The following is a 22,749-nucleotide window of genomic DNA, read 5'->3' on the forward strand; positions in this document are numbered from 1 at the left end:
TAATCGGTGATAAATCTAGGGCCCGTGGACATTCAAATCTGACTGCACTCCGGTCACATAGCTGTCCCAGATCTGGGGACGATGTTCCAGCCAGCCTTTAAAATAACTGCGCCAGAATACCTCCTGGACAAAGCGTTCGGCGTCATCGAGTCCATGCGTGGCAAGTGCAGTGCTTACCAAATCGGATTCCAATAACAATCGACGCCGGACATAGGGCGACAGGGCTGACACCACATTTTGCCCTTCCGGACCGTGATCGGTGTTGCGGTAACGCGTATAGCACGACCCCATATACGGTGCAAATTCTGCCAGTCTCTTGTCAGCTTCTGCACGGGTGGCAATCCAGCGGGTCGCTGGGGCGTTTCCTGTTCCGGTACCAAGCGGGGCTGTCATCCTGTCATAGCTTGCCCATCGGTTTACAGCCGTCCGCCGCACCCCTTATCGTTTTCTATTGAAGCCATGATCAGGGTCTTCGCTGGCCGCTTTTCGAAGACGATGAAGGTGCCAGTGATAGATCACCGGTGCCAGAACAAAGTCATAGACAACCACAGCAACCGGTTTGACGATGGAAAACCCCACAATACGCCCAAGCCATTTATATCTAGGCATCTGCGCCCAGAGTATCAGAAATGCAGGAATACCCGAGGCCAGCATCCCGTCATTCAAAACATACAAACGACGCGCAGCTGTATCGGCATCCAGACCCCAGTGCACCAATTCACCTGAATTCAGATCATCGAACCGGATCGGCAAACCGGTCTTCGCTGCATATCGAGCATAATGCCCGATCTCGTAGTCGCAGACTGGACAGTTGCCATTATAAAGGACCAAGGTCGGACATTCGTTTTCCATACCCTTAAATTAGGCTGCGACCGAATTGTTTCAATGTCCGGTTTGTCGCACCAGCCCGAGGCCGCAGCGCCCCGCCTGTACCGCTGCAAGTGACGGCACAGACGGACCGCAGAATATCAAAGCGTGGCCAGTTGCTTCAGGATTTGCGTGTAATTCTGGGTGCCCTGCGCACCGGTCACAAGGTGCTTGCGTTCGAATACAACAGCGGGGACACCTTGAATACCTTGCTTCAACCAGAATTTTTCAGCATTGCGAACGTCATCGGCAAAGCGTTGGTCATCCAGAACTGCCAAAGCCTCGGAACGGTCCAGACCGATTTCACCAGCGACATCGGCCAGAACCTTCGGGTCGGAAAGATCGCGGCGATCGGTGAAATGCGCGGTAAACAACGCCTGCTTCAGATCATGCTTGCGGCCATAGGCTTCGGACCAATGAAGAAGCTGGTGTGTATTAAAGGTGTTATACATGCGCGCATCATCGGGCCACTGGAAGTCAAAGCCCAGATCAGCACCCAGCTTTGCCATACGGTCACGACTTTCCAGCGATTCAGCGCGGGTCGAGCCGTATTTTTCCGAGATATGCTCGAACATGTCCTGACCTGCCGCTGGCATATTCGGGTTCAGCTCGAACGGGTGCCAGTGAATTTCATGCGGCGTGCCAGTATCTTCCAACGCTTGGGCCAGCTGTCGGTAACCGATAATGCACCAAGGGCACATAACATCCGAAATAATATCAATGCGAAGCGGTTGGGACGCCATTTAAGATACCCTTTCAAGCAGTATTGGAACCTGGCGACAGCGTAATAACCGCCGCTTTGCCACCCACAAATGGTAATGTGCTGTGTTATTTCAATGCGCGATGCTGAAGGTTAGATCATATCCATTTGTTTCAGATATGCTTTTTGGCGTCTGACTCCGATTCATGTTTCCACCGGATACGCAACAGCATAAACATCCCGATCGCCACGGTCGCGGCCAGAACCACCCCAAAAAACTGGCTGGTAATCTGGGCAAGCTGCTCAAGCTGGGTGGCAAAGACATAGCCCAAACCGACATAGCCAAGGGTCCAGATTGCCGCACCGGGAATGGCAGCCAGTGAAAAGCGCCCATGCGACAAGCCCCCTGCCCCGCTGAGATAACTGATATAAGGGCACGTCGGGCTGAGGATCGTATGGCTTAAAAGCACGGCAAGCGTGCCCCGATCTTGTAACAGGTTTTCGCTGCGGGCGATGGCGGGCGCCATGCGGGGCGACCGGCCCAGCATGGCCAGCACCTTCGGCCCAGCCAGTCGTGCGATGAAAAACGCGATCTGGTCACCAAGAATAAACGCGGCAAAGGCGGTGACAAACACCCAGCCAAGCGACAGATCGCCCGAGGCCGCGAAACTGCCCGCCGTCAGAACCAGCATCGAGGCAGGCAGCGGGACGGCGAGACAGGCAAGCGACACCACAAGGAAGATCAGGGTCAGGCCATAATCGGGAACAAGCGCAAGGATCGTTTCAGTCACGGGTGGGTCTCTCGGTACTGTTCGGCACGATCACGAACGCGGTCTGTCAGTTGATCCATCGTGACGCCCAAATCCTCGGCCACCCGCCACAAGGGACGGTTGTCGTCTTTGCCGGGCTGCAGGCCCAGAAATTCGAACACCAGTGGTTTGGGAAGGTCGTATGTCATCACAATAAAGCGCGGGGTCATCCATTCCCGTAAATCGACATCGACATTTCGCGGATCGTTGAAATAGATGACATTCATCAGGACATGCACCGCGAACCATAAAGCAACCGCTATTGCGATGGCAAAAACCGACAGGGGTAGCCAGTTGTCACGTCCAAAGCGAGACAAGGCGGTTGATGGAAGTTTCATAGAACCTCAACGGTGCGCATAATCTTTGTCCGGATAAGGCTTAACGCCGGATCGACCGGCTTACCACATGCGATGACGGGCTTGTGTCGTGACGATGATACCCGTCGTACCGGTGCGGATTAAATGGTAGGATCATTTTATCCGCTGTGGCAATATCGCCCCTGACACCGCTGACCATTTCGATGCCCAAGGGACGGAAACCGTATTCATAATGTCTGTTAAGCACGATCACGACGACCATTCGCATATGACCGAAACCGAGGCCCGCGTGCGGGCGCTTGAAACTTTGCTAAGTGCAAAGGGCTATATCGACAGTGCGGCCGTTGACCGGATTATCCAGACCTATGAAACAAAGATCGGCCCGCAGAACGGTGCCCATGTTGTCGCGAAATCATGGTGCGATCCCGAATTCGCGGCGTGGCTGCGCCGTGACGCAACAGCAGCAATCCATTCCCTTGGATATATTTCGCGGCAGGGTGAACACATGGAGGCGGTGTTCAATTCGGACGATGTGCATCATCTGACCGTCTGCACCCTTTGTTCGTGCTATCCTTGGTCTGTTCTGGGATTGCCGCCGACTTGGTATAAATCGCCTCCCTTCCGGTCGCGAGCGGTGATCGACCCACGAGGGGTGCTGCGTGAGTTCGGGCTGGATCTGCCGACCACCACAAAAGTCGAGGTGCATGATTCCACTGCCGAAATCAGATATCTGGTCATACCGCAGCGCCCTGCCGGGACAGAGGGTTTTTCAGAAGATCAACTGGTCCAACTGGTGACCCGCGACACTATGATCGGCACCGCGGTCGCCCTGCTACCTGAAGGTGTCGCGTGAACAGTGGCGCTGATCTTGGTGGAATGGCAGGGCTCGGGCCAATCGCCCCCGAACAGAACGAGCCTCTTTTCCACGCCCCATGGGAGGCTCGCGCCCTGGGCATTGTCGTTGCCTTGGGAACATGCGGCCAGTGGAACATCGATATGTCGCGCTTCGCGCGCGAGGATATGCATCCGGCCGACTATATGCGAACACCATATTACAGCATCTGGATCAAGGCCGCGATACGATTGATGATCGAACGCGGTATGATCACCGAACACGAAATTGCCACCGGCCAACCCGTGACCCCACACAGCCCAATGAAGCGCAAACTGGTTGCGGCCGATGTCGACAAGGTGCTGGCGGCAGGTGGCCCGGTCGACCGGGCCGAAGAAGGACACCCCCTGTTTGCCGTTGGCGACCGGATCATAACAATTAACAACCATCCTGCAGGCCACACGCGCATGGCACGATACGCCCGTGACAAACTGGGGGTGATTACTAAAATTCACGGCTTCCACGTCTATCCCGACAGCAATGCTGCCGGACTGGGCGAAGATCCGAAATGGCTGTACCAAGTGACATTCGCGTCCCGCACCCTATGGGGCAATCAGGGAAATGATATCGACACAGTTTCGCTGGACCTGTGGGAACCTTATCTGGGGGCTGCAATATGACAATGCTGGACCTGTCAATTCTTCCTGACATCGCATTATCCGGATACGAACCGGCCTTCGATGAACCATGGCAAGCACAAGCTTTTGCGATGACCGTCAATCTTCACCAGTCAGGTCTGTTTGAATGGAAAGAATGGGCAAATGTCCTCTCAACAGAGGTTCATTCGGGTATCGATCGAGATTATTACTTGCATTGGCTACGAGCTTTGGAAAGAATTGTTGCAATGAAGCATCTGGCAACTGTGTCCGAGCTTGGTAACTGTGCGAAGGCGTGGCAAGAGGCCGCTGAACGGACACCCCACGGTGAGACAATCAGTTTATGAATATCGTTACGCATGTATAAGGCGTTGTTGCACAAATCAGCTGATGACCGCAGGTCCCCGTTTCCCGGACACACTTATGCTAGGGGCAGAACAGTGATGGGGATGTCGAGGGCAGCGAAGCGCATGACTGCCGCACGGATCTGAACTTCGGCCACCTTGCGGTCGAAGTCCCGGGACATTAGCCTTTGTCCGAGCAGTTTCACGCAGTTCATGTTTGTCTCCACCCTGCTACGTCGGTGGTAGCCGTTTCAATTCTGCCAAAGCCCCCAGCCAGGATGTTTTAACGTCCGCAGGATCTCGGTGTGCGCTCTGGCTCCTGCCGCCTCCGGCCTCCAGAGCCTCACTTTGCGGTGAGGCGGAATGATTGCTGCGGCACCGCACCTGGCGCCAGCGTCGTGGTAGGCGCGCGTGTCGTTGGCACCGTCCGTTGTCATGGTGGCGATCTCTTGGTGCGGCGGGATCTGAGCATGAAGGTCGGGGAGCATGGGCGCGTCGCCGACATTGCCGGAAGTGACCTCGGCTGCTCAGATATCCATAGTCTGTTCATCGACGCCGAGGTGGATCTTGCGCCAGACCCTTCGTTTCGAACCGTCATGCTTGCGCATGTACCACTCGCCTTCGCCTTCCACCTTGATGCTGGTGCTGTTTACGAGCAGATGCTGCGGCCCCTTGGAACCGCGATACGGAATGGTGACGTTCAAGTCGTTTAGCGGCGACGACAGACTGCTGAAATCCGGCGCGGACCAGCCGGGCCCGGACAGTTCGAGCAAGCTCGCCACGAAACCGGTCGCTTGGCGGAGCGGCAGCCAGAGGAGGGCCTTAAGAGTGAGGCAGGCCTGGATCGCAGCGTCGCTGTTGCCCTATTGACGGCCGCGACGCCCCGACGGAATGGCTTCCCACTGCATCGAGGGATCGAACCAAGCGGTCAGTGATCCGCGTTGCTTCAGCGCCTGATGGCAGCTTTTCCAGTGGGTGGTCTTGTAGGTCGTCTTCGGACGTCTGCTCATACCTCCCGGCTACTACATTGGATTTACGAAGTGAATCCATCACTCCAGTGTGAAACATATGTACCTAATTATAGAGTTGGTGGTCCCGATCGCACCACTACGCAATCGGGTGTTTCCGTATGAGCCTTAAACGATACCACCGCTGCCGCCTTTAACTTTCGGTCGTGTTTCGGCCATCTTGGCCCGATAACCCGCCGAGCGATAGGTTGCGACAGGGTCAATCGCGCCACCTGTTTGCTCGCGGGCCATCGCAAGAATGGGTTCCACGTCTGTGCGGAACGCGGCGCGTAGCGTGGCCGAGGCCATCAGTGCATCGTTTCCATCCTGAAAGCCCGAAAGCGCTGTACGGTCCACCAACGATGCTTGTACGTAAGCGCGCTGGATCTCGATTGCCGATATCATCAGGCTTTCAATGGGGTCTGTAACGTTATGGCTCTGGTCGATCATATGAGAGAGGTTCAGGCCCTTGGCTTCAGCATCGACCAGCTCGTTCCAGATCAAGAAAAGGCGATAGGGTTCTATCGTTCCTGCGTCCAGATCATCGTCGCCATATTTGGAATCATTGAAGTGGAAGCCGCCCAGTTTGCCCGCATGGATCAGGCGCGACACGATCATCTCTATATTCACATTGGGCGCGTGATGGCCCAGATCGACCAGACACATCGCCCTGTCGCCCAGTTCCTGCGCGGTCAGTAGCGATGTGCCCCAATCCTGCACAACGGTCGAATAGAAGGCAGGCTCGTATATCTTATGCTCTGAAAAGATACGCCAATCGTCGGGAAGACCGGCATAGATCTCCTTCATCGCGGCAAGATAACGGTCGAACTGGCGGCCGATATGGGTCTGGCCCGGAAAATTCGCACCGTCCCCGATCCAGACCGTCAGTGCCTTTGATCCTATCTTCCGGCCAATCTCGATGCATTCAAGATTGTGTTCGACAGCCTGCGCCCGTGTTGCGGCGCTGACATGCGACAGTGATCCGAACTTATAGCTGTGCCCGTCGCCATTATCGCTGAAAGTATTGGAGTTTATCGCGTCAAAGCCCAGCCCGGTTTCCTCTGCCTTGGCCGACAGATCGGACGGGTCGGCCTTGTCCCATGGAATATGCAATGAAACCGTGGGCGTCGCCTGCGTCAGCTGGTAAATAACACCGCAATCATCCAGCTTGTCGAAAATTGTCGCGGGTTCACCTTCGCCGGGGAAGCGCGCGAACCGCGTGCCGCCGGTACCGGTGCCCCAACTGGGAACAGCCACGGCAAAGCCCTTTGCCCTTTCGGTCAGCGCATCGATATCGATGCCGTTACGGGCCAGCTTTGCCCCCAACGCATCGAAATCAGCGGCAAGATCGGCAGTGCGGGCCGCGTTTTCAACGGCGATGACGTCCTCGGAAATCATATAATCCCTCCCCCATTTAGCGCAATTCCGGGTGCGCCGGCCCGTTTTGTGACATGCAAGAGGCGGGTCGGTCGCTTGCGCGCCGACCAGTCCTGAAAATTGCGGCCTAGCGTGTGAAAGCTTCTTTGTTGCCCGCATCGACATTGATAATGTTGCCGGTCGACTTGGCCGATTTGTCCGAAGCAAAGAAATAGGCAGCCTCGGCAATATCTTCGGGGAAGACCGACCGTTTCAGCATACTGCGCTGGCGATACATTTCCTCGAGCCCGTCTTTATCGGTGCCATAGGTCGAGGCGCGTTGGTCCAGCCATTCGCCTTCCCAAATACGACTGCCGCGCAGCACAGCGTCGGGATTGACGACATTCACGCGGATACCGGCATCCGCACCCTCCAGCGCCAGGCAGCGGGCCAGATGGATTTCCGACGCTTTGGCGGTACAATAGGCAGCGGCATTCGGGCTTGCCGCAAGACCGTTTTTAGACGCTACAAACACGATCGAACCGCCGATCCCCTGTGTCCGCAGGATGCCGAAGGCCGCGCGCGAGACAAGGAAATATCCCGTAGACAGGATCGACATATTGCGGTTCCACAGTTCCAGCGAAGTATCCTCGATCGGCGCCGAGGATGCGATGCCTGCATTGGATACCAGAATGTCGATGCCGCCAAATTCCACTGACAGGTTAATATAGGCTGCCGCGACTGCCGCTTCATCCGTGACATTCATCTGGACCGTCCGCACGACATCATTGCCGTAAGAGCCTGACAGTGCCGAGGCCGTGCTGGCCAACCCATCCTGATCGATATCTGCCAGCATCACGCAGGCACCCTCGGATAGGTATCGTTCGGCCGTGGCCATTCCGATGCCACCAGCACCCCCCGTAACCAATGCAACACGTCCGGCCAGCGATTTCGGCTTTGGCATCCGCTGCAGCTTTGCTTCTTCCAGCAGCCAGTATTCGATATCGAAGGCTTCCTGTTCAGGTAGCCCGCAGTATTCCGAAACGCAGGATGCGCCGCGCATGACGTTGATCGCATTGACATAGAATTCGCCCGAAATGCGCGCCGTCGCCTTATCCTTGGCAAAAGTGATCATGCCCACACCGGGCACCAGATAAACGACCGCGTTCGGATCGCGGATGGCAGGGCTGTCGGCGTGCTTGCAACGGTCATAATAGGCCGCGTAATCGTCGCGATAAGCCGCGATCTGATCGGGCAGACCGGTCAGAACCTCGTCCAGATTTTCACGGGCGGGATCGAAGGCCACGACCAGCGGGCGTATCTTGGTCCGCAGGAAGTGGTCGGGACAGGATGTTCCCAAGGCGGCAAGATCGGGCATGTTACGCGCATTGACGAATTCCAGCACCGCATCACTGTCATCGAAATGGCCAACCATATGCTGGTTTCCCGAAACAAAGCCACGGATGGCGGGCATCATTTCGGCGGCGACAGCACGACGCGCATCAGGGGACAGCGATGTATGGACCGCGCCGCCGAATGCGGGCTTGCCTTTGGTTTCGGCGTCAAAGAAATTGATGGCGCGGTTGATGATCTGCAGCGTCAGTTCATAGCATTCCTTGGCATCATCGGCCCATGTAAACAGACCGTGGGATTCAAGAACCACCCCCTTGGCATCGGGGTTTTCAAGACAGAATTTTTCCAGCCACAGGCCCAATTCATATCCCGGCTTTTTCCACGGCAGCCATCCGATCTGATCACCGAAGATCTGGCGGGTCAGTTCCCTAGAGTTCTTCGACGCGGCGATAGCAATGATTGCATCTGGATGCATATGATCGACATGTGCTTTGGGCACATAGGCATGCAACGGTGTATCGATGGATGCAGCGCGGGGGTTCAGGTTAAAGGTGCAATGCGGCAGAAAGCCGACCATCTCATCCTCGAACGCAAGGCCGCGATACTTACCCTTCAACGCCCGCAGTTTGTCCATATACAGCGTCGAAAAGCCATCCATCTTGATCGACCCGACATCTCCGCCCGATCCTTTGACCCACAGCACCTCGGTGTCGCTGCCCGTCAAAGGATCGGGCTGCATGACCTTAGCCGAGGTGTTGCCGCCCCCGTAATTGGTGATACGCTTGTCCGAACCCAGAAGATTGGACCGATAAAGCAGCTTTTCCGACTCGCTCATGTCTTGCGCAAGGGTATCATCCCATTGAGATTGCAGACAGGCATGCAGCCTTTGGTCAACGGATGTCATCGGTATTCTCCTCCCGGTGGACAGTCTGATGGTCGTTTCGCAGTAAAGCTGCCGCCAAGATTACCTCATGTCAATCATTAATGATCATATTTAGTCATTTACAATCTTTATTCGCAAAATTTGGCATATATTGATTGACATTGATTGATATGGCAATCAGTATTCCAACAGGAGGAGCACAATGCACGAAAAGGAACGCCATATCGCCATTCTGTCCGCAATCGAGGACCGCCCAGTCGTCATGGTTGCGGAACTCTGTGCATTGACAGGCGCTTCCGAGGCGACAATCCGTCGTGACATCGGAGCCTTGCATGCGCAGAAGAAGCTGCGCCGCGTGCGTGGCGGTGCCGAGGCCCTTGATCCGAATGCCATCCCCGCGCTTGCAGGAAGGCCGTTTTCGATCAACGAAACGATCATGATCGCGCAAAAGCGGGAAATTGCCCGTGCAGCTGTCGAACTTTGCCACGATGGCGATCCGATCATTATCAACGGTGGCACAACGACATTCCAGATGGTGCATCCGCTAGCCTCGCGACGGTTGCAGGTGTTCACCAACTCTTTTCCTATTGCTGAGCATTTGCTGAAGCATTCGCGGAATACGATCACCATGCCGGGCGGGGCAATCTATCGCGAACAGAACATCATCCTGTCACCCTTCGACAATGACGTGACGCGCAATTTCTATGCGCGACGCATGTTTATGGGCGCACAGGGGGTCGGCCCGCTAGGACTGATGGAGGCTGATCCACTGTTGATCCAGGCCGAACAGAAACTGATCGGTCAGGCGGATGAACTGGTCCTGCTGGTCGATTCAACCAAGTTCCAGAACCGCTCGTCGCTGGTGCTGTGCGGACTAGACCGGATCGACGTGCTGATCACCGATGACGGGATCAGCGACCGTGCCGCCGCAATGGTGGAAAGCGCGGATGTAAAGCTGATCGTGGCCCCGACGGTGGCCACGAAGGAGGATAAGGCAGCCGGTTAATCGGCTTTGATCGGGGAGGTTCAAAGGGAGGATATGATGAACAGAATTTCTAAACTGACAATGACGGTCGCAATGGCAACCGGACTGATGGCGCATGCCGCAGCCGCAGAAGACATGCGGATTGCCGTGGTCGCCAAGGCGCTTGGCATCGGATTTTTCGAAGCCGCAGCCAAGGGTGCCGAGGAAGCCGCCGAAGAGCTGGGCGATGTGCAGATCATCTATACCGGTCCGACCAACACCACCGCCGAAGGCCAGATCGAGGTGATCAATTCGCTGATTGCACAGCGCGTCGATGCGATCGCCATTTCGGCGAATGACACCGACGCCTTGGTCCCGACACTGAAAAAGGCGATGCAACGCGGCATTACCGTGGTCAGTTGGGACAGCGGCGTGGCCGAAGACGGGCGCATGGCGCATCTGAACCCCTCCTCGAACCCGTTGATCGGCAATATGATCATCAAGCTGGCGGCGGATGAACTGCCAGAAGGCGGTCAGGTCGGTCTGCTGTCGGCCACCACCACCTCGACCAACCAGAACATCTGGATCGAGGAAATGAACAAGGTCATGGGCGATTATCCCGGGATCGAGGTCGTGGGCACGGTCTACGGCGACGATCTGGCAGATAAATCCTATCGCGAGGCGCAGGGTCTGATGCAATCGCACCCCGATCTGGACGCGATCATCGCGCCAACTTCGGTCGGGATTGTAGCTGCCGCGCAGGCGGTGGTGGATGCAGGCAGGGTTGGACAGGTGAATGTCACTGGTCTGGGCCTACCTTCCGAAATGGCCGGTGCCATCGAAAGCGGCGCATCGAAAAGCTTTGCGATCTGGAACCCGATCGATCTGGGATATTCCGCCACGATGATGGCCTATCATCTGGCCAAGGGTGATGCACAGGCCGAACCCGGTGCGGAGATTTCGATCGGACGCATGGGCACCGTCACGCTGGACGAAACAAATTCGGCCCCCATGGCCGATCCCTTTGTCTATGATTCCAGCAATATCGACGAATTCAAGGACATCTTCTGATCCTTGTCCCTTGGCGGCGCATCCGTGCGCCGCCCTTTCCCTGACAAATATCCTGACCGTAAGCGAGGTTCAGATGGACGAACGCTCCTTGGCAGCGACCGGGCAAGCTTTGCTTGCGCTTGATGCCATCACCAAGACTTTTCCCGGCGTCAAGGCGCTGGACGGCGTGCATCTGGAACTGCATGCAGGCCAGGTCACGGCGCTTGTCGGCGAAAACGGTGCCGGAAAATCCACCGTGGTCAAGACACTGACCGGCATTTATCAACCTGACGGCGGCCGTATCCTGATGGACGGTGCCGAAGTCGCCTTTCCCACCGCACAGGCGGCTGCCGATCACGGCGTCACAGCAATCCATCAGGAAACGGTGCTGTTTGATGAACTGAGTGTGGCCGAAAACATCTTTCTGGGCCACGCGCCGCGCGGACGTTTCGGTCTGATCGACACCAAGGCGATGCGGTCAAAGGCGCAAGCCCTGCTGGACGGGATCGACGCCCAAATCGACGCGGGCGCACGTCTCAAGGATCTTGGCATCGCCTCGCGCCACCTAGTCGCCATCGCGCGCGCCCTTTCGGTCGATGCACGCGTGGTGATCATGGACGAACCCACCGCCGCCCTGAGCCAGAAAGAAATCGAAGAGCTATATGTGCTGGTCGATACGCTTAAGGCCCAAGGCAAGGCGATCCTGTTCATCAGCCATAAATTCGATGAAATTTTCCGCATCGCTGATCGCTGGTGTGTCTTTCGTGACGGACAGTTCGTGGGCCAGGGCATGATGGCCGATATCGACGAAGGCAAGCTGGTGCAGCTGATGGTGGGCCGTTCTGTCGATCAGATCTATCCCAAGCGCCCCGCCGTCATCGGCGATGAGGTTCTGAAGGTCGTTGGCTATTGCCACCCCACCGAATTCGACGACATCGGCTTTACCCTGCGCAAAGGCGAGATTCTGGGATTTTACGGCCTTGTCGGCGCGGGCCGTTCCGAATTCATGCAAAGCCTGATCGGCATCACGAAACCCGCAAAAGGCGTTGCACGGATCGAAGGCTTCATCAAGGTGATCCGTTCGCCCGCAGATGCGATCAGCGCGGGCATCGTCTATGTCCCCGAAGATCGCGGCAAGCAGGGTGCCATCCTTGATATGCCGATTTTCCAGAACGTCACGCTGCCCTCTCTTGGGCAAACCTCGCGATCAGGTTTCACCCGTATGGCCGAGGAATTTGCGCTGGCCCGTCACTATACCGAACGGCTGGACCTGCGGGCGGCATCGCTGGATACGCGCGTCGGGGCGCTTTCGGGCGGCAACCAACAAAAGGTCGTCATCGCAAAATGGCTGGCCACTCGCCCCAAGGTCATCATTCTGGATGAACCGACCAAGGGCATCGATATCGGGTCGAAGGCCGCCGTCCATGATTTCATGTCCGAATTGGCCGCCGAAGGGCTGTCAGTGATCATGGTCTCCTCGGAAATCCCGGAAATCCTTGGCATGTCCGATCGGGTTATCGTCATGCGCGAAGGTCGTATTGCCGCCCAGCTGGAAGGGTCCGATCTGACCCCCGAAACACTAGTTCGCCACGCGGCGGGTATTTCCGAAACCGCAAAGGGGAAAGCCGCATGACCATGTTGAAGGCCCGCGAGACCATCCTGACATGCGCGATCCTGTTGTTGCTGGGACTGATCGCCACCCGCTTTCCAGCCTTTGTCGCACCTGCCAATCTGCTGGCGGTCTTCAATGATACCTCGCCCCTGATAATCTTGGCGCTTGGCCAGATGGTTGTCATCCTGACCCGCTGTATCGATCTGTCGGTGGCGGCGAACCTTGCGCTGACCGGCATGGTATGTGCGATGCTGAACGTCGCCTATCCCGGACTGCCTGTCGCCGTCATCCTGATTGTCGCACTGGCCTGCGGTGCGGTCATGGGGGCGGTGAACGGGTTGCTGGTCTGGAAGCTGGCGATCCCACCCATCGTGGTTACGCTTGGTACGATGACCATCTATCGCGGGATCATCTTCCTGTTGTCGGATGGTGCATGGATCAACAGCCATGAGATGTCACCTGCCTTCACCGGCTTTCCGCGCATGCAGATTTACGGGCTGCCGGTTCTGGGATGGCTGGCCATCCTTGTGATCGCAGGCATGGCCCTGATCATGACCCGCACGCCCATGGGCCGCAGCTTTTATGCTACGGGCAACAACCCCCATGCAGCGGTCTATACCGGCATTGATGTGGGGCGGGCGCAGTTTCTGGCCTTTGTCATCTCGGGGACGCTGGCGGGGCTGGCGGGCTATCTGTGGATCTCGCGCTATGCGGTCGCCTATGTTGATATCGCTGGCGGGTTCGAACTGGACGTCGTGGCTGCCTGCGTCATCGGCGGCGTTTCCATCGCGGGCGGAGTCGGCACGGTCTTTGGCACCATTCTGGGGGCGCTGTTTCTGGGCGTGATCAAGAACGCCCTGCCAGTGGTCGACATCTCGCCCTTCTGGCAGCTGGCCATTTCAGGTGCCGCCATCCTAGTCGCCGTCACCTTCAATTCACGATCGGGCCGTTCGCGCGGGCGGGTCATCCTGAAATCAGCGGAGAAGGCGACATGAGCAGCATCACCACCAATACCACAGGGCGCAATATTCCCGATCAGCTGTCCACGCCGACCAGCCGCGTTCTGAAAAGCTGGGAAAGCCTGCTGCTGCTGGTCGCCATCGGGATATTCATCCTGAACAGCTTTGCGTCACCCTATTTTCTGGATGCCTGGAACCTGTCGGACGCTACCTTCAATTTCACCGAAAAGGCGATGATCGCCTTTGCCATGGCCCTGCTAATCATCGCGGGTGAAATCGATCTCTCGGTTGCCTCTATTATCGCGCTGGCGTCCACGGCCATGGGTATGGTGATGCAGGCAGGCTTTGGCACCCCTGCCATCATGGCGACGGGCCTTGTGACGGGTCTGCTTTGCGGCGGTTTCAACGGTCTGCTGGTGACGCGTCTGGGGCTGCCGTCCATCGTCGTGACCATCGGCACCATGAGCCTGTTTCGCGGCATCAGTTATATCATTCTGGGCGACGGCGCCTTCCGCGGCTATCCCGACAGCTTCGCGGTGGTCGGCCAAGGCTATGCCTTTTGGGTCATCACGGTCGAATTCGTGATCTTTGCCCTGCTGGCTGTGATCTATGCGGTCATCCTGCACAGGACGAATTTTGGCCGCGCGGTCTATGCCGTCGGTAACAATCCCACCGCGGCGCTGTTTTCCGGCATCCGGGTGGCGCGCGTCAAGATGATCCTGTTCCTGCTGACCGGCCTGATGTCGGGGCTGGCTGCGGTCTGCCTGACATCGCGCCTTGGGTCGACCAGATCCTCTATCGCCAGCGGGATGGAACTGGAGGTGGTGACCATGGTCGTCCTTGGCGGCGTCAACATCCTTGGTGGGTCCGGAACCATCGGCGGCGTAGTCATCGCGGCCTTTGTTATGGGGCTGGTGACATTCGGTCTGGGGCTGCTGAACGTGCCGGGCATTGTGATGTCTATCTTTATCGGCCTGCTGTTGATCGGGGTCATCGCATTGCCACGCCTGTGGTCCAAGTTGCGGAGGGCATGATGGAAAAATACGCGTTCCGCATGGGCCTGAACCCCGGTTGCCTTGACGAATACCACCGGCGTCATGACCAGATCTGGCCAGAACTGTCCGCGCTGCTGCGCGATGCGGGTGTGCGCGATTATTCGATCCACTATGATCCGGACAGTCATGCGCTTTTCGCTGTGCTTTGGCGGCCAAAAAATCATGGCATGGCCGCCCTGCCCGATCATCCGGTGATGCGACGGTGGTGGGCGCATATGGCCGACCTGATGGACACACATCCCGACAACCGCCCGCGCGAGACTGCGCTGGAAACCGTCTTCATGATGCCATGATCAGGAACGCAGGATGAACCGACATCGCCATATCGCCGTGATCGACGTCGGCAAGACCAATGCCAAGCTGGCGTTGGTCGATGGGACCACACTGCAGGAAATCGCGGTCGTTACACGCCCGAACCTTGCCCTGTCCGGCCCGCCTTGGCCCAGCTTTGATCTGGAGGGCCATTGGGCCTTCTTCCTTGATCATCTGGCTGTTTTTCAGGCCAAACACGGGATCGACGCAATTTCCATAACCACGCATGGCGCCAGCGCGGTGTTGCTGGATCGCAATGGCAAACTTGCGGCCCCCATGCTGGATTACGAACATGACGGCCCCGAAAGCATGGCCGCTGACTATGACGCGATCCGGCCCCCATTTGACCAGACAGGTTCCCCGCGCTTGCCGAACGGACTGAACCTGGGTGCGCAACTGTTCTGGCAGTTCGAAACTGATCCCGTACTACGGGAAAAGGTCGCGCATGTGCTGACCTATCCACAGTTCTGGGGCCATCGGTTGACTGGACGGATGGCTACGGATGTCACCTCGCTCGGCTGTCACACCGATCTATGGAACCCGCGTCAGGGCACTTTTTCAGCACTGGTCGACAGGCTTGATCTAACGCAAAAGATGGCCCCACCCCGCCGAGCTGACGATGTGCTGGGAACCATCAGCCCCGATATCGCCGAACGAACCGGACTTCCACAACACGTGCCGGTCCTTTGCGGCATTCATGACAGCAACGCCTCGCTTTATCCCCACGTGTTGGCGCATGACGGACCCTTTTCGGTAGTTTCGACCGGCACATGGGTGATCGCTATGGCAATGGGCAACGACACACCCGCTCTGGACCCTGCCCGGGACACGCTGATAAATGTGAATGCGCTTGGTCAGCCGGTGCCCTCGGCCCGTTTCATGGGTGGCCGCGAATACGAAATGATGCGCAACGGGTCCAATACGGTCCCGACCGATCAGGACCGCGCCGAGGTTCTTTCCGGCATCGCACTATTGCCCTCAGTCGTAAAGGACAGCGGACCCTTCAAAGATCGCCACCATTCCTGGACGCAGCAGCCAAAGACCCAAGGCGCAAGAATGCTGGCACTGTCGTGGTATCTGGCTTTGGTCACGGACACCTGCCTGTCCCTAATCGGAGCACAAGGTCCGGTCATCGTCGAGGGACCTTTTACCCGCAACCCTGATTTCACCTCCATGCTGACCGCCTTACGGGGTGACGTCCGTATTGCAGCCTCGGCGACCGGCACCAGCGTCGGCGCATCCCTACTTGCTGGCTATGACGCACAATTACCCGAGACCACGCCTGTCACCTGTTCCAATCCCGAACCCATGCGCGCCTACGCCGCTTTTTGGGGGCGGCATTTAACCGGCACAATACCAATGTCCGCTTTATAATAACTGTCTACGTGAGCGTTCGGCGGCCTAGGTTCCGAACCTATTGATCTCATGCCTTTGGGTTGATTCAGGCTCTGCAAGGAGACCTGAATTACGCAAAGGACCCGAAATAAATGGGTCTGGAGCCAGAAATAACCCCCAAACACTTTGCGACATGACCCTATTCACTAGGCCCAGGCAGGGCCGCTTGTAAAGCTTCGACCGAAACACCCAACTGATCGGCAAGCTCGTTCATGTCGGCATTCGGGCCGCCGGCCTTTTCAATTGCCTGTTCCAGCAAATCACTGTCTACGTTCAGGGTCTTCGCAATGGCGGCAAGGTCAGGTGGGCCGTCATGGCTTCGGGCGCCGTTTGTAGACCCGATCCCACCCGTGGCGTTTGTAGAGAAGTTGTCTTGTGCAACCACCCCCGCCAAACAGGTAGGCAGGTTGGGGAAGGTCGTTGCTGAATGATAATGATAGACGGGTTCTCCGCCTTCTTCGGTTAGGCCGATATGGCCGCCACATTGATCCAGATTCTCGGGCGTCGATCCGTCATAGTTCAACGTACCGAACATCCCAAAGCCATCGAATGCATAGCCGAACTGCGCAGTTTTATCCTGTTCGACATGGGAGCATTCTGCATTGACGCCTTCGCTTTTGTAGATCTCGTTCAGATCGGTTGCAGTCGCATGCCAGTGATACCAACCACCTGGATCGATGTGACCACCGCATGTATCAAGTGCAGGCATATGGCCAGTTTGTAGCACCGAGGGCGCGTCGGCAAAGATCGGAACGCCGTCCAAACCGATGCCAACCTTGGCAACCGTCCCCAAGCTGGTCGGCTTGTCAGCCAACACAGGGTTGGCCGGAATGACCACCGTCATTTCGACATCTGGATCCCCAGAGGCCTGAATACATTCGTGCGGTTCTGTCGGCCCTTCGACAAGAATGTCGAAAGAATAGACTTTCCCCTGTTCAGTGAAAAAAGTATACCCCTGCCCGTCCAGCATTCGCAGGAAAGCCTCGTCGATCCGGTAAAGCCCGGCTTCGTCGCCGTCCCAATGCCAGATGCCACCCTCATCCTCCAGCGTTGCGGGACAAAACGGACCGATTTTGATATCGTCGGGCATATATTTGACGACATAGCGCGCGCATTGCGTGGCATCCCCATTTTCCAGCGTGCAATCGACGATCTCGCTTGGGCTTGCCAATGCGCTGCCAGCTAGAGACTGCGTATCCGCATGTCCGCTGCCGTGAGCATAAGCGCCGGTTGCAAACATCAAATTGCCAACTGCGCTTAGCAGGACAAGGTTGCACTTACAGGAAGCCTGCCCGTGGGATCGTCGAATGATGGTCATTCTGAAGCCTTTTCTTTCACTTGTGCATTCGCTTTGATGGTCACCATCCCAAACGACACTACAGCCTTTAAAGAGAGTACGGGCATGGTATCGCTAATAAAAGTATAAGTATAAGTATAAGTATATTATCCTCAGTTTACTCAGTTAGGACCCTAACTTGATGTCAGAAACGTTGCAAGGTGCCGGTTTCCACCTCTTGTTGCACAGCACCCATCTGCTTGATGAGCATTTGCGGGAGCTGTTAAAACCTTTTGACCTTCATCCGGGACAGGCGCGGTTCATTCATGCACTTGGTCGCTTGAAAGAAGCGTCACAACGGCATTTGGCATCCGAATTCAATGTAACCCCGGCCAGCATGAGTCAGATGACAAAAAGACTGATAGCCAACGGCTTCATCCAGATGCGCCATGATCCGAAGGACAAACGTGCCACCCTTCTTTCTTTGTCTGATAAGGGATGGCATCTTCGGGACCAAGTGCTTGAGGTTTGGCAACAGGTCGACCGGATCATCTGCAACGCAATAGGCCCGGAAAACGCCGAACAGCTGTTTTTACAAAGCGGTCGGCTGCGAGATTCAATTGGCGGACGGGCACCTTTGACGAAACATGGTAAGTTATCGGGTCATCAGCAAAGTTGACGTAACGGATCTTCCACATAGCGGTTTGTATAAAATACGCCAATAAGCTGGCAAAGCCACTTTTCGCAAGGGTGAGGATGCTTCGGGTCAATAGTAATAAAATTATTCATCAATTGCTGCCTTATAAGAACCCATTTCTCTTCATCTCAGAAACATCGTGCGCTATTATATTGCCATATTGAACAAAGAGACCATAAGTCGACACCTAATCAATTTGGCGGCGGGGCCTATGTGGCAGTCATCGGAACACAACTACTGTTCCACCGGAATCCAGATACCGGAGACTGACATAATGAAAACCATCATGATAGCCCTGACCGTACTTGCCATGGCAACTGGCGTCGCCGGCGCTGCGACCGACACCCGCAACGAACGCCCTGACGTAATTTCGACCGCTTCGGCTGCTGACACAATGCGAATTCGCGCTGACTTGGTGATGAGCACTGTTGAACTCACCCGTGCTGGCATCGCTGCCGATACCATGATCACCTCATTCCCGACCAACACAACCACTGCATACAACAATCAGGATCGCTGAGATCGTCCTGCGGACGATTTTGTGATTGTTATAAGTAAGGCCGCTGTATCCAAATTGGGATATAGCCGCCTTACTGCATCCTTTGGACATTACCAATTTTGCTTGGACTTTGACCTGACAGATACGGCCGACATTCATGACATCATGCAATAGTTGGATGTTACCCTGCCTCCGACGCTTTACCTTTTAGGGGAAACATGTCTGCGCCATAGAAGTGTAGTTGGATATGATGACGTCGACACAGCCATCTTACGTTTAAAGGCTTGTCATAATTGTCATGATGGGCGTCTACATGAGATGCGCCGCAAACCTCGCAATGCTGCTTTTCCAGCTTGCCAGATCGCATTGCTTTACACACCGCCTTATGGGCATCATATTTCTGCGGGTTAGCGGACCGCCATCTGGCTTGACGGGTCTTGTTTGTGGACATGCGACCTCCTGCAGTAAGATGTCCGGTCTCAACGCTAGAACATCTTTGTAAGATCACCAATGAATAAATTGCCCTAAATTTAATGCGCAGAGCTCACTTGGTCCTAACATTTAAACGTATCTATGAAAGATAAGTGAAAGCCAGGAACGTATTTTATATATTGAAAAATATATATCACGCGCGGCAGCATAAAGTTTCGTTAATTTTTGTTATTGGTCGTTTAAAAATTTAAGCATGTTTGAAGGGACCGCAGACTGAACTACCAGAAGCACGAAAGGACCAAGCCGTTAATTTGAAACTTCGAGAATACTGCCCAAAGCGACGGGCATCACCCGATAATTTCGCGTCTGAAGACCAAATATTTGGTCACACGGTTTAATGGTGCGATCTTTTCTCAAGCTTAGAAGGAAGCATTATGGGACGTCAATTGAGTATGCTAATCGCTGATAACCTGACCGAAACAGAACTCAGGATATTCTTGATCGATGGGTATCGGGTGGTAATGCGCCAAGAAAAATTTCTGTAAAACCGTTTTTTCGATCGTTGCTAGATGCGTGTTACTTGATATTTCGGAAGAATTTAAAGCAAATTTTTATAGCCACATGTCAGATCTATAATATAAAATCATTCTCGACAATCAACGCCATTTCTTTAATCAGGATTTCGAAATCTACTAAAGAGTCTCCATCTACATCGGCCTGAATGAGTAAATCTGCGTCAGTACTTACGGTCCATATGGAGTATGCGGTAGATGAATCGGTGAAGACAAAATCATTCTGCCCGTACAGCGATGTATTGGCATCCAATTGCCCAAAATCTAGCTTGTCGACCCCAGAGATGAAATCGTGCACGATGTCGTGACCGGAGCCCGGCCTGCTGTCCTTTACTGAATTGAAGACAAATGTATCGCGGTCGTTGTCGCTGCCACCAAACATGCTGTCTGTGCCCCTGCCACCGACCAATGTATCGCTTCCACTGTCAGCAAAAATAATGTCCTGACCTCCTTTGCCATCTAGCATGTCATCCCCGCCTAGACCCCGAAGAATGTTTCTTCCTGCACTTCCGATAATCGTATTGTCGAGAGCATTGCCGGTGCCATTAATATGCAGTTTGTTCTGCAATAACAGTGCTTCCATGTGATCGGCTAATGTCCAATCGGTGAAAGAATTGACTTGATCATAGCCCTCATCCGTATTTTCCACGGTGCTGTCGCCAAGATCGTCTACCCAATATATGTCATCGCCAGTCATCCCATACATCGCGTCCATGCCTGATTTGCCGTCAAGCACGTCGTTGCCAGCAAAACCATAAATCGCGTTGTCTTCGGAATTGCCGATAAGGGTGTTATTCTCCTCGTCCCCAAGAATACCATCTTCTTTGGTGTTCCCTGGCAAAATATCGGCGTCAGGTATGGTTGTCTCATCCACATGATCGGTGACGGGAACATACGTACTGCCGTATTCACTGTCTCGGATCTCAGCATCTAAAATCTGCGCAATAAGGGGGCGCCCGGGATCGATCCATTGCCCCGTCCACTGTTCCATATAACTAGGGGCGGCCCACAGGTCGACATAACTATTCATCGGCGCAAGGTTCCATGTGTTCCCCGGCATGTCGGAAGCTGTAAAATTACCAACAATATTGCCATCAATGTAAAAGGTTGCCCGCGTCTGAGAGACCGACACCTCATAGGTGTGCATGCCTTTGGCTGCGTCGAATCCAAGATCAATAATCGTTTTGTTTTCTTTATTCTGCTCCAAAGCAACATGTTGACCAGAGGCATCAATCATGTGGATATTCAACTGAACCCTTGTCGTGTCGTCACCAACAAATTCAAAGTCGAATTCGGTCCAAGGTGCATTTTTCCAGTCGCTCTTATAGGTGAACATCCCGAAAACGGCGCCGGGTGCCATTTCGGGGGCCTGTGCGGTCCAGCTCCAAGTGCCGGTTGTTGTGGCAGTCGCGTTCTGGATTTCGCCTCCTTCCCAAATCTCAGAGGACCCCTCGGGCGCACGATCAAGAATAAGTTCGATAAGTCCGTATTCCGAAACGCGGACATTATCCTCCGACCAGTTCATAATAGACGTCTGGCCAGCGCCCCAATCCGAAACAAGCCAGCCATTATTAGGCCTGGCTTCACTTGAAGTATAGATGTTCAGGCCACTTTCGCGTTCAGATTGAATCATTTGGATGGCCCTTTATGTAGAATGCATCGCCTTAGACATGTCTATATAACGGCAAATCTTTATAAAATAATAAAGACGATATATAAATTTTCCATAAAAGAAGTGCCATTTTAGCCCACGGGTAAGATTTAATAGATTTTTACATAATGTATAATCATTAGATTTTATTATTATAGAGCATTGCTCTGGCGGGATGGTTATTAGGCTTAAGACTCATTGATCTCAGGCTTTCGGCGTGTTTCAGGATACGCAAGGAGACCTGCTCAATGAGCAACCTGTTCTGGCTGACCGAAGTGCAAATGGCGCGCCTGCGCCCGTTCTTTCCAAAGAGCCATGGCCGCCCGCGCGTTGATGATCTTCGTATGTTGAGCGGTATTATCTTCATCAATCGCAATGGTTTGCGATGGTGCGATGCTCCGAGGGAATATGGACCGGCCAAGACGCTTTATAGCCGCTGGAAGCGCTGGAGTGAAAACGGGTTCTTTGAATGGATCATGGTCGGGCTGGCCGCCGAAGATACCGATCCGAAGACGATCATGATCGATGCCACGTACCTCAAGACGCACCGCACGGTTTGTAGCCTGCATGCAAAAAAGGGGGGCGCGGTCGCCAGATCGGTCGAACGAAAGGCGGTATGAACAAAAAGCTACATGCCGTCACTGATGCGAAAGGAAGGCCTATCCGGTTCTTCATGTCGGCTGGGCAGGCCAGATGGAGTGGTTGCTGCCCTCCCTAGACGGCATCGCAATGTGCCAAGGTCGTGGTGTTCAACGCCACGGGCAGAAGAGGACGGCAAAATGAAGAATATGATGATCGGGGTCGATCTGGCAAAGGCAGTTTGTATCGTTCCGGTTTTGTCGGAGACCATCAACTTAAGTAAGGATGATGGTTATGACAAAAAGCAAAATGGCAAATCGCTACTCGCCCGAGGTCCGCGCTCGTGCGGTCCGAATGGTGTTCGAGCATCAAGGCTCCTACGAAACGCAAGCGGGCGCGATCGCGGCCATTGCACCCAAGATCGGCTGTATTCCCCAAACCCTGAGCGGATGGGTCAAGCAGGCCGAGAAGGACAGTAGCATGCGCGATGGCGTGACCACTGAAGAACGGGACCGTATTAAGGCACTGGAACGTGAGGTTCGCCAGATGGCTTAAGACGACCCGGTCTGCGT

21 protein-coding genes and 3 pseudogenes are annotated in these 22,749 nt (G+C 55.1%); 14 read left to right on the top strand and 10 right to left on the bottom strand.

Features of this window, described 5'->3' with window-relative positions; translation table 11 throughout:
• Positions 1 to 15: 15 nt before the first annotated feature.
• From DWB67_RS14535 to DWB67_RS14555, 5 genes are all read right to left on the bottom strand, one after another.
• Complete coding sequence (locus DWB67_RS14535; RefSeq protein WP_119808326.1) at positions 16 to 393, bottom strand: hypothetical protein; 378 nt, start codon at positions 391 to 393, stop codon at positions 16 to 18.
• A 45-nt stretch (positions 394 to 438) separates the two neighbouring features.
• Complete coding sequence (locus DWB67_RS14540; RefSeq protein ID WP_119808328.1) at positions 439 to 852, bottom strand: thiol-disulfide oxidoreductase DCC family protein; 414 nt, start codon at positions 850 to 852, stop codon at positions 439 to 441.
• A 116-nt stretch (positions 853 to 968) separates the two neighbouring features.
• Positions 969 to 1,610 (bottom strand): DsbA family protein, encoded by a 642-nt coding sequence (locus tag DWB67_RS14545; protein ID WP_119808330.1) that lies wholly within the window; start codon positions 1,608 to 1,610, stop codon positions 969 to 971.
• 130 nt (positions 1,611 to 1,740) lie between these two features.
• Positions 1,741 to 2,358 (bottom strand): DedA family protein, encoded by a 618-nt coding sequence (locus DWB67_RS14550; RefSeq protein ID WP_119808332.1) that lies wholly within the window; start codon positions 2,356 to 2,358, stop codon positions 1,741 to 1,743.
• Positions 2,355 to 2,714 (bottom strand): hypothetical protein, encoded by a 360-nt coding sequence (locus DWB67_RS14555; protein WP_119808333.1) that lies wholly within the window; start codon positions 2,712 to 2,714, stop codon positions 2,355 to 2,357. The genes DWB67_RS14550 and DWB67_RS14555 overlap by 4 nt, the downstream gene beginning before the upstream one ends.
• 211 nt (positions 2,715 to 2,925) lie before the next feature.
• Here DWB67_RS14555 and nthA point away from each other — a divergent pair, with 211 nt between their 5' ends.
• The 3 genes from nthA to DWB67_RS14570 are packed head-to-tail and all read left to right on the top strand — an operon-like array spanning position 2,926 to position 4,528.
• A complete protein-coding gene (nthA, locus tag DWB67_RS14560; protein WP_119808334.1) occupies positions 2,926 to 3,546 on the top strand; it encodes a nitrile hydratase subunit alpha in 621 nt (206 codons plus the stop codon).
• A complete protein-coding gene (gene nthB / locus DWB67_RS14565) occupies positions 3,543 to 4,205 on the top strand; it encodes a nitrile hydratase subunit beta (protein ID WP_119808335.1) in 663 nt (220 codons plus the stop codon). The genes nthA and nthB overlap by 4 nt, the downstream gene beginning before the upstream one ends.
• Positions 4,202 to 4,528, top strand: a complete 327-nt coding sequence (locus DWB67_RS14570) for a nitrile hydratase accessory protein (RefSeq protein ID WP_119808336.1) — start codon at positions 4,202 to 4,204, stop codon at positions 4,526 to 4,528. The genes nthB and DWB67_RS14570 overlap by 4 nt, the downstream gene beginning before the upstream one ends.
• A 74-nt stretch (positions 4,529 to 4,602) precedes the next feature.
• Here the strand turns inward: DWB67_RS14570 and DWB67_RS14575 are convergent.
• The 3 genes and pseudogenes from DWB67_RS14575 to DWB67_RS14585 form a co-directional block, all read right to left on the bottom strand.
• A pseudogene (locus DWB67_RS14575) lies at positions 4,603 to 5,535 on the bottom strand (IS5 family transposase).
• Positions 5,536 to 5,661: 126 nt separating this feature from the next.
• Positions 5,662 to 6,930, bottom strand: coding sequence for an L-rhamnose catabolism isomerase (gene rhaI, locus DWB67_RS14580; RefSeq protein ID WP_119808337.1), 1,269 nt, complete (start codon positions 6,928 to 6,930; stop codon positions 5,662 to 5,664).
• 106 nt (positions 6,931 to 7,036) lie between these two features.
• Positions 7,037 to 9,145 (bottom strand): bifunctional rhamnulose-1-phosphate aldolase/short-chain dehydrogenase, encoded by a 2,109-nt coding sequence (locus DWB67_RS14585; protein ID WP_119808338.1) that lies wholly within the window; start codon positions 9,143 to 9,145, stop codon positions 7,037 to 7,039.
• Between the two features lie 181 nt (positions 9,146 to 9,326).
• Here DWB67_RS14585 and DWB67_RS14590 point away from each other — a divergent pair, with 181 nt between their 5' ends.
• From DWB67_RS14590 to DWB67_RS14620, 7 genes are all read left to right on the top strand, one after another.
• Positions 9,327 to 10,130 (top strand): DeoR/GlpR family DNA-binding transcription regulator, encoded by an 804-nt coding sequence (locus DWB67_RS14590; protein WP_119808339.1) that lies wholly within the window; start codon positions 9,327 to 9,329, stop codon positions 10,128 to 10,130.
• Positions 10,131 to 10,166: 36 nt separating this feature from the next.
• Positions 10,167 to 11,159: a rhamnose ABC transporter substrate-binding protein gene (gene rhaS, locus DWB67_RS14595; RefSeq protein WP_119808352.1), complete on the top strand. Its 993-nt coding sequence runs from the start codon at positions 10,167 to 10,169 to the stop codon at positions 11,157 to 11,159.
• A 73-nt stretch (positions 11,160 to 11,232) separates the two neighbouring features.
• On the top strand, positions 11,233 to 12,771 hold the full coding sequence (locus DWB67_RS14600) for a sugar ABC transporter ATP-binding protein (RefSeq protein ID WP_119808353.1): 1,539 nt from the start codon (positions 11,233 to 11,235) through the stop codon (positions 12,769 to 12,771).
• Positions 12,768 to 13,745, top strand: a complete 978-nt coding sequence (locus DWB67_RS14605; RefSeq protein WP_119808340.1) for an ABC transporter permease — start codon at positions 12,768 to 12,770, stop codon at positions 13,743 to 13,745. The genes DWB67_RS14600 and DWB67_RS14605 overlap by 4 nt, the downstream gene beginning before the upstream one ends.
• Positions 13,742 to 14,743, top strand: coding sequence for an ABC transporter permease (locus DWB67_RS14610; protein ID WP_119808341.1), 1,002 nt, complete (start codon positions 13,742 to 13,744; stop codon positions 14,741 to 14,743). Before DWB67_RS14605 ends, DWB67_RS14610 begins: the two co-directional genes overlap by 4 nt.
• Positions 14,743 to 15,057, top strand: coding sequence for an L-rhamnose mutarotase (locus DWB67_RS14615; protein ID WP_119808342.1), 315 nt, complete (start codon positions 14,743 to 14,745; stop codon positions 15,055 to 15,057). Before DWB67_RS14610 ends, DWB67_RS14615 begins: the two co-directional genes overlap by 1 nt.
• 13 nt (positions 15,058 to 15,070) lie before the next feature.
• Positions 15,071 to 16,450 (top strand): FGGY-family carbohydrate kinase, encoded by a 1,380-nt coding sequence (locus DWB67_RS14620; RefSeq protein WP_119808343.1) that lies wholly within the window; start codon positions 15,071 to 15,073, stop codon positions 16,448 to 16,450.
• Positions 16,451 to 16,610: 160 nt separating this feature from the next.
• Here DWB67_RS14620 and DWB67_RS14625 read toward each other — a convergent pair whose 3' ends face one another.
• Positions 16,611 to 17,642, bottom strand: a complete 1,032-nt coding sequence (locus tag DWB67_RS14625; protein WP_182911598.1) for a YHYH protein — start codon at positions 17,640 to 17,642, stop codon at positions 16,611 to 16,613.
• Between the two features lie 307 nt (positions 17,643 to 17,949).
• On the opposite strand from DWB67_RS14625, the gene DWB67_RS14630 reads away from it, so the two are divergent.
• Entirely contained in the window at positions 17,950 to 18,426 is a 477-nt protein-coding gene (locus tag DWB67_RS14630; protein WP_119808345.1) for a MarR family winged helix-turn-helix transcriptional regulator, read from the top strand.
• A 292-nt stretch (positions 18,427 to 18,718) separates the two neighbouring features.
• The gene (locus tag DWB67_RS14635) at positions 18,719 to 18,964 is read left to right on the top strand and encodes a hypothetical protein (RefSeq protein WP_119808346.1); all 246 of its coding nucleotides are present in this window, start codon (positions 18,719 to 18,721) and stop codon (positions 18,962 to 18,964) included.
• Positions 18,965 to 20,005: 1,041 nt separating this feature from the next.
• Here the strand turns inward: DWB67_RS14635 and DWB67_RS14645 are convergent.
• Positions 20,006 to 21,580, bottom strand: a complete 1,575-nt coding sequence (locus DWB67_RS14645; protein ID WP_119808348.1) for a family 16 glycosylhydrolase — start codon at positions 21,578 to 21,580, stop codon at positions 20,006 to 20,008.
• Positions 21,581 to 21,846: 266 nt separating this feature from the next.
• Between DWB67_RS14645 and DWB67_RS14650 the strand changes: the two are divergent.
• Positions 21,847 to 22,286, top strand: a pseudogene (locus DWB67_RS14650) (IS5 family transposase); the annotation flags it as partial.
• 185 nt (positions 22,287 to 22,471) lie between these two features.
• Positions 22,472 to 22,726 (top strand): annotated as a pseudogene (locus DWB67_RS18065) (transposase); the annotation flags it as partial.
• Positions 22,727 to 22,749: the final 23 nt, after the last annotated feature.

Origin of the sequence: Paracoccus sp. JM45 (genome assembly GCF_003590715.1) — a bacterium.
In the GTDB taxonomy this organism is placed as follows: Bacteria; Pseudomonadota; Alphaproteobacteria; order Rhodobacterales; family Rhodobacteraceae; genus Paracoccus.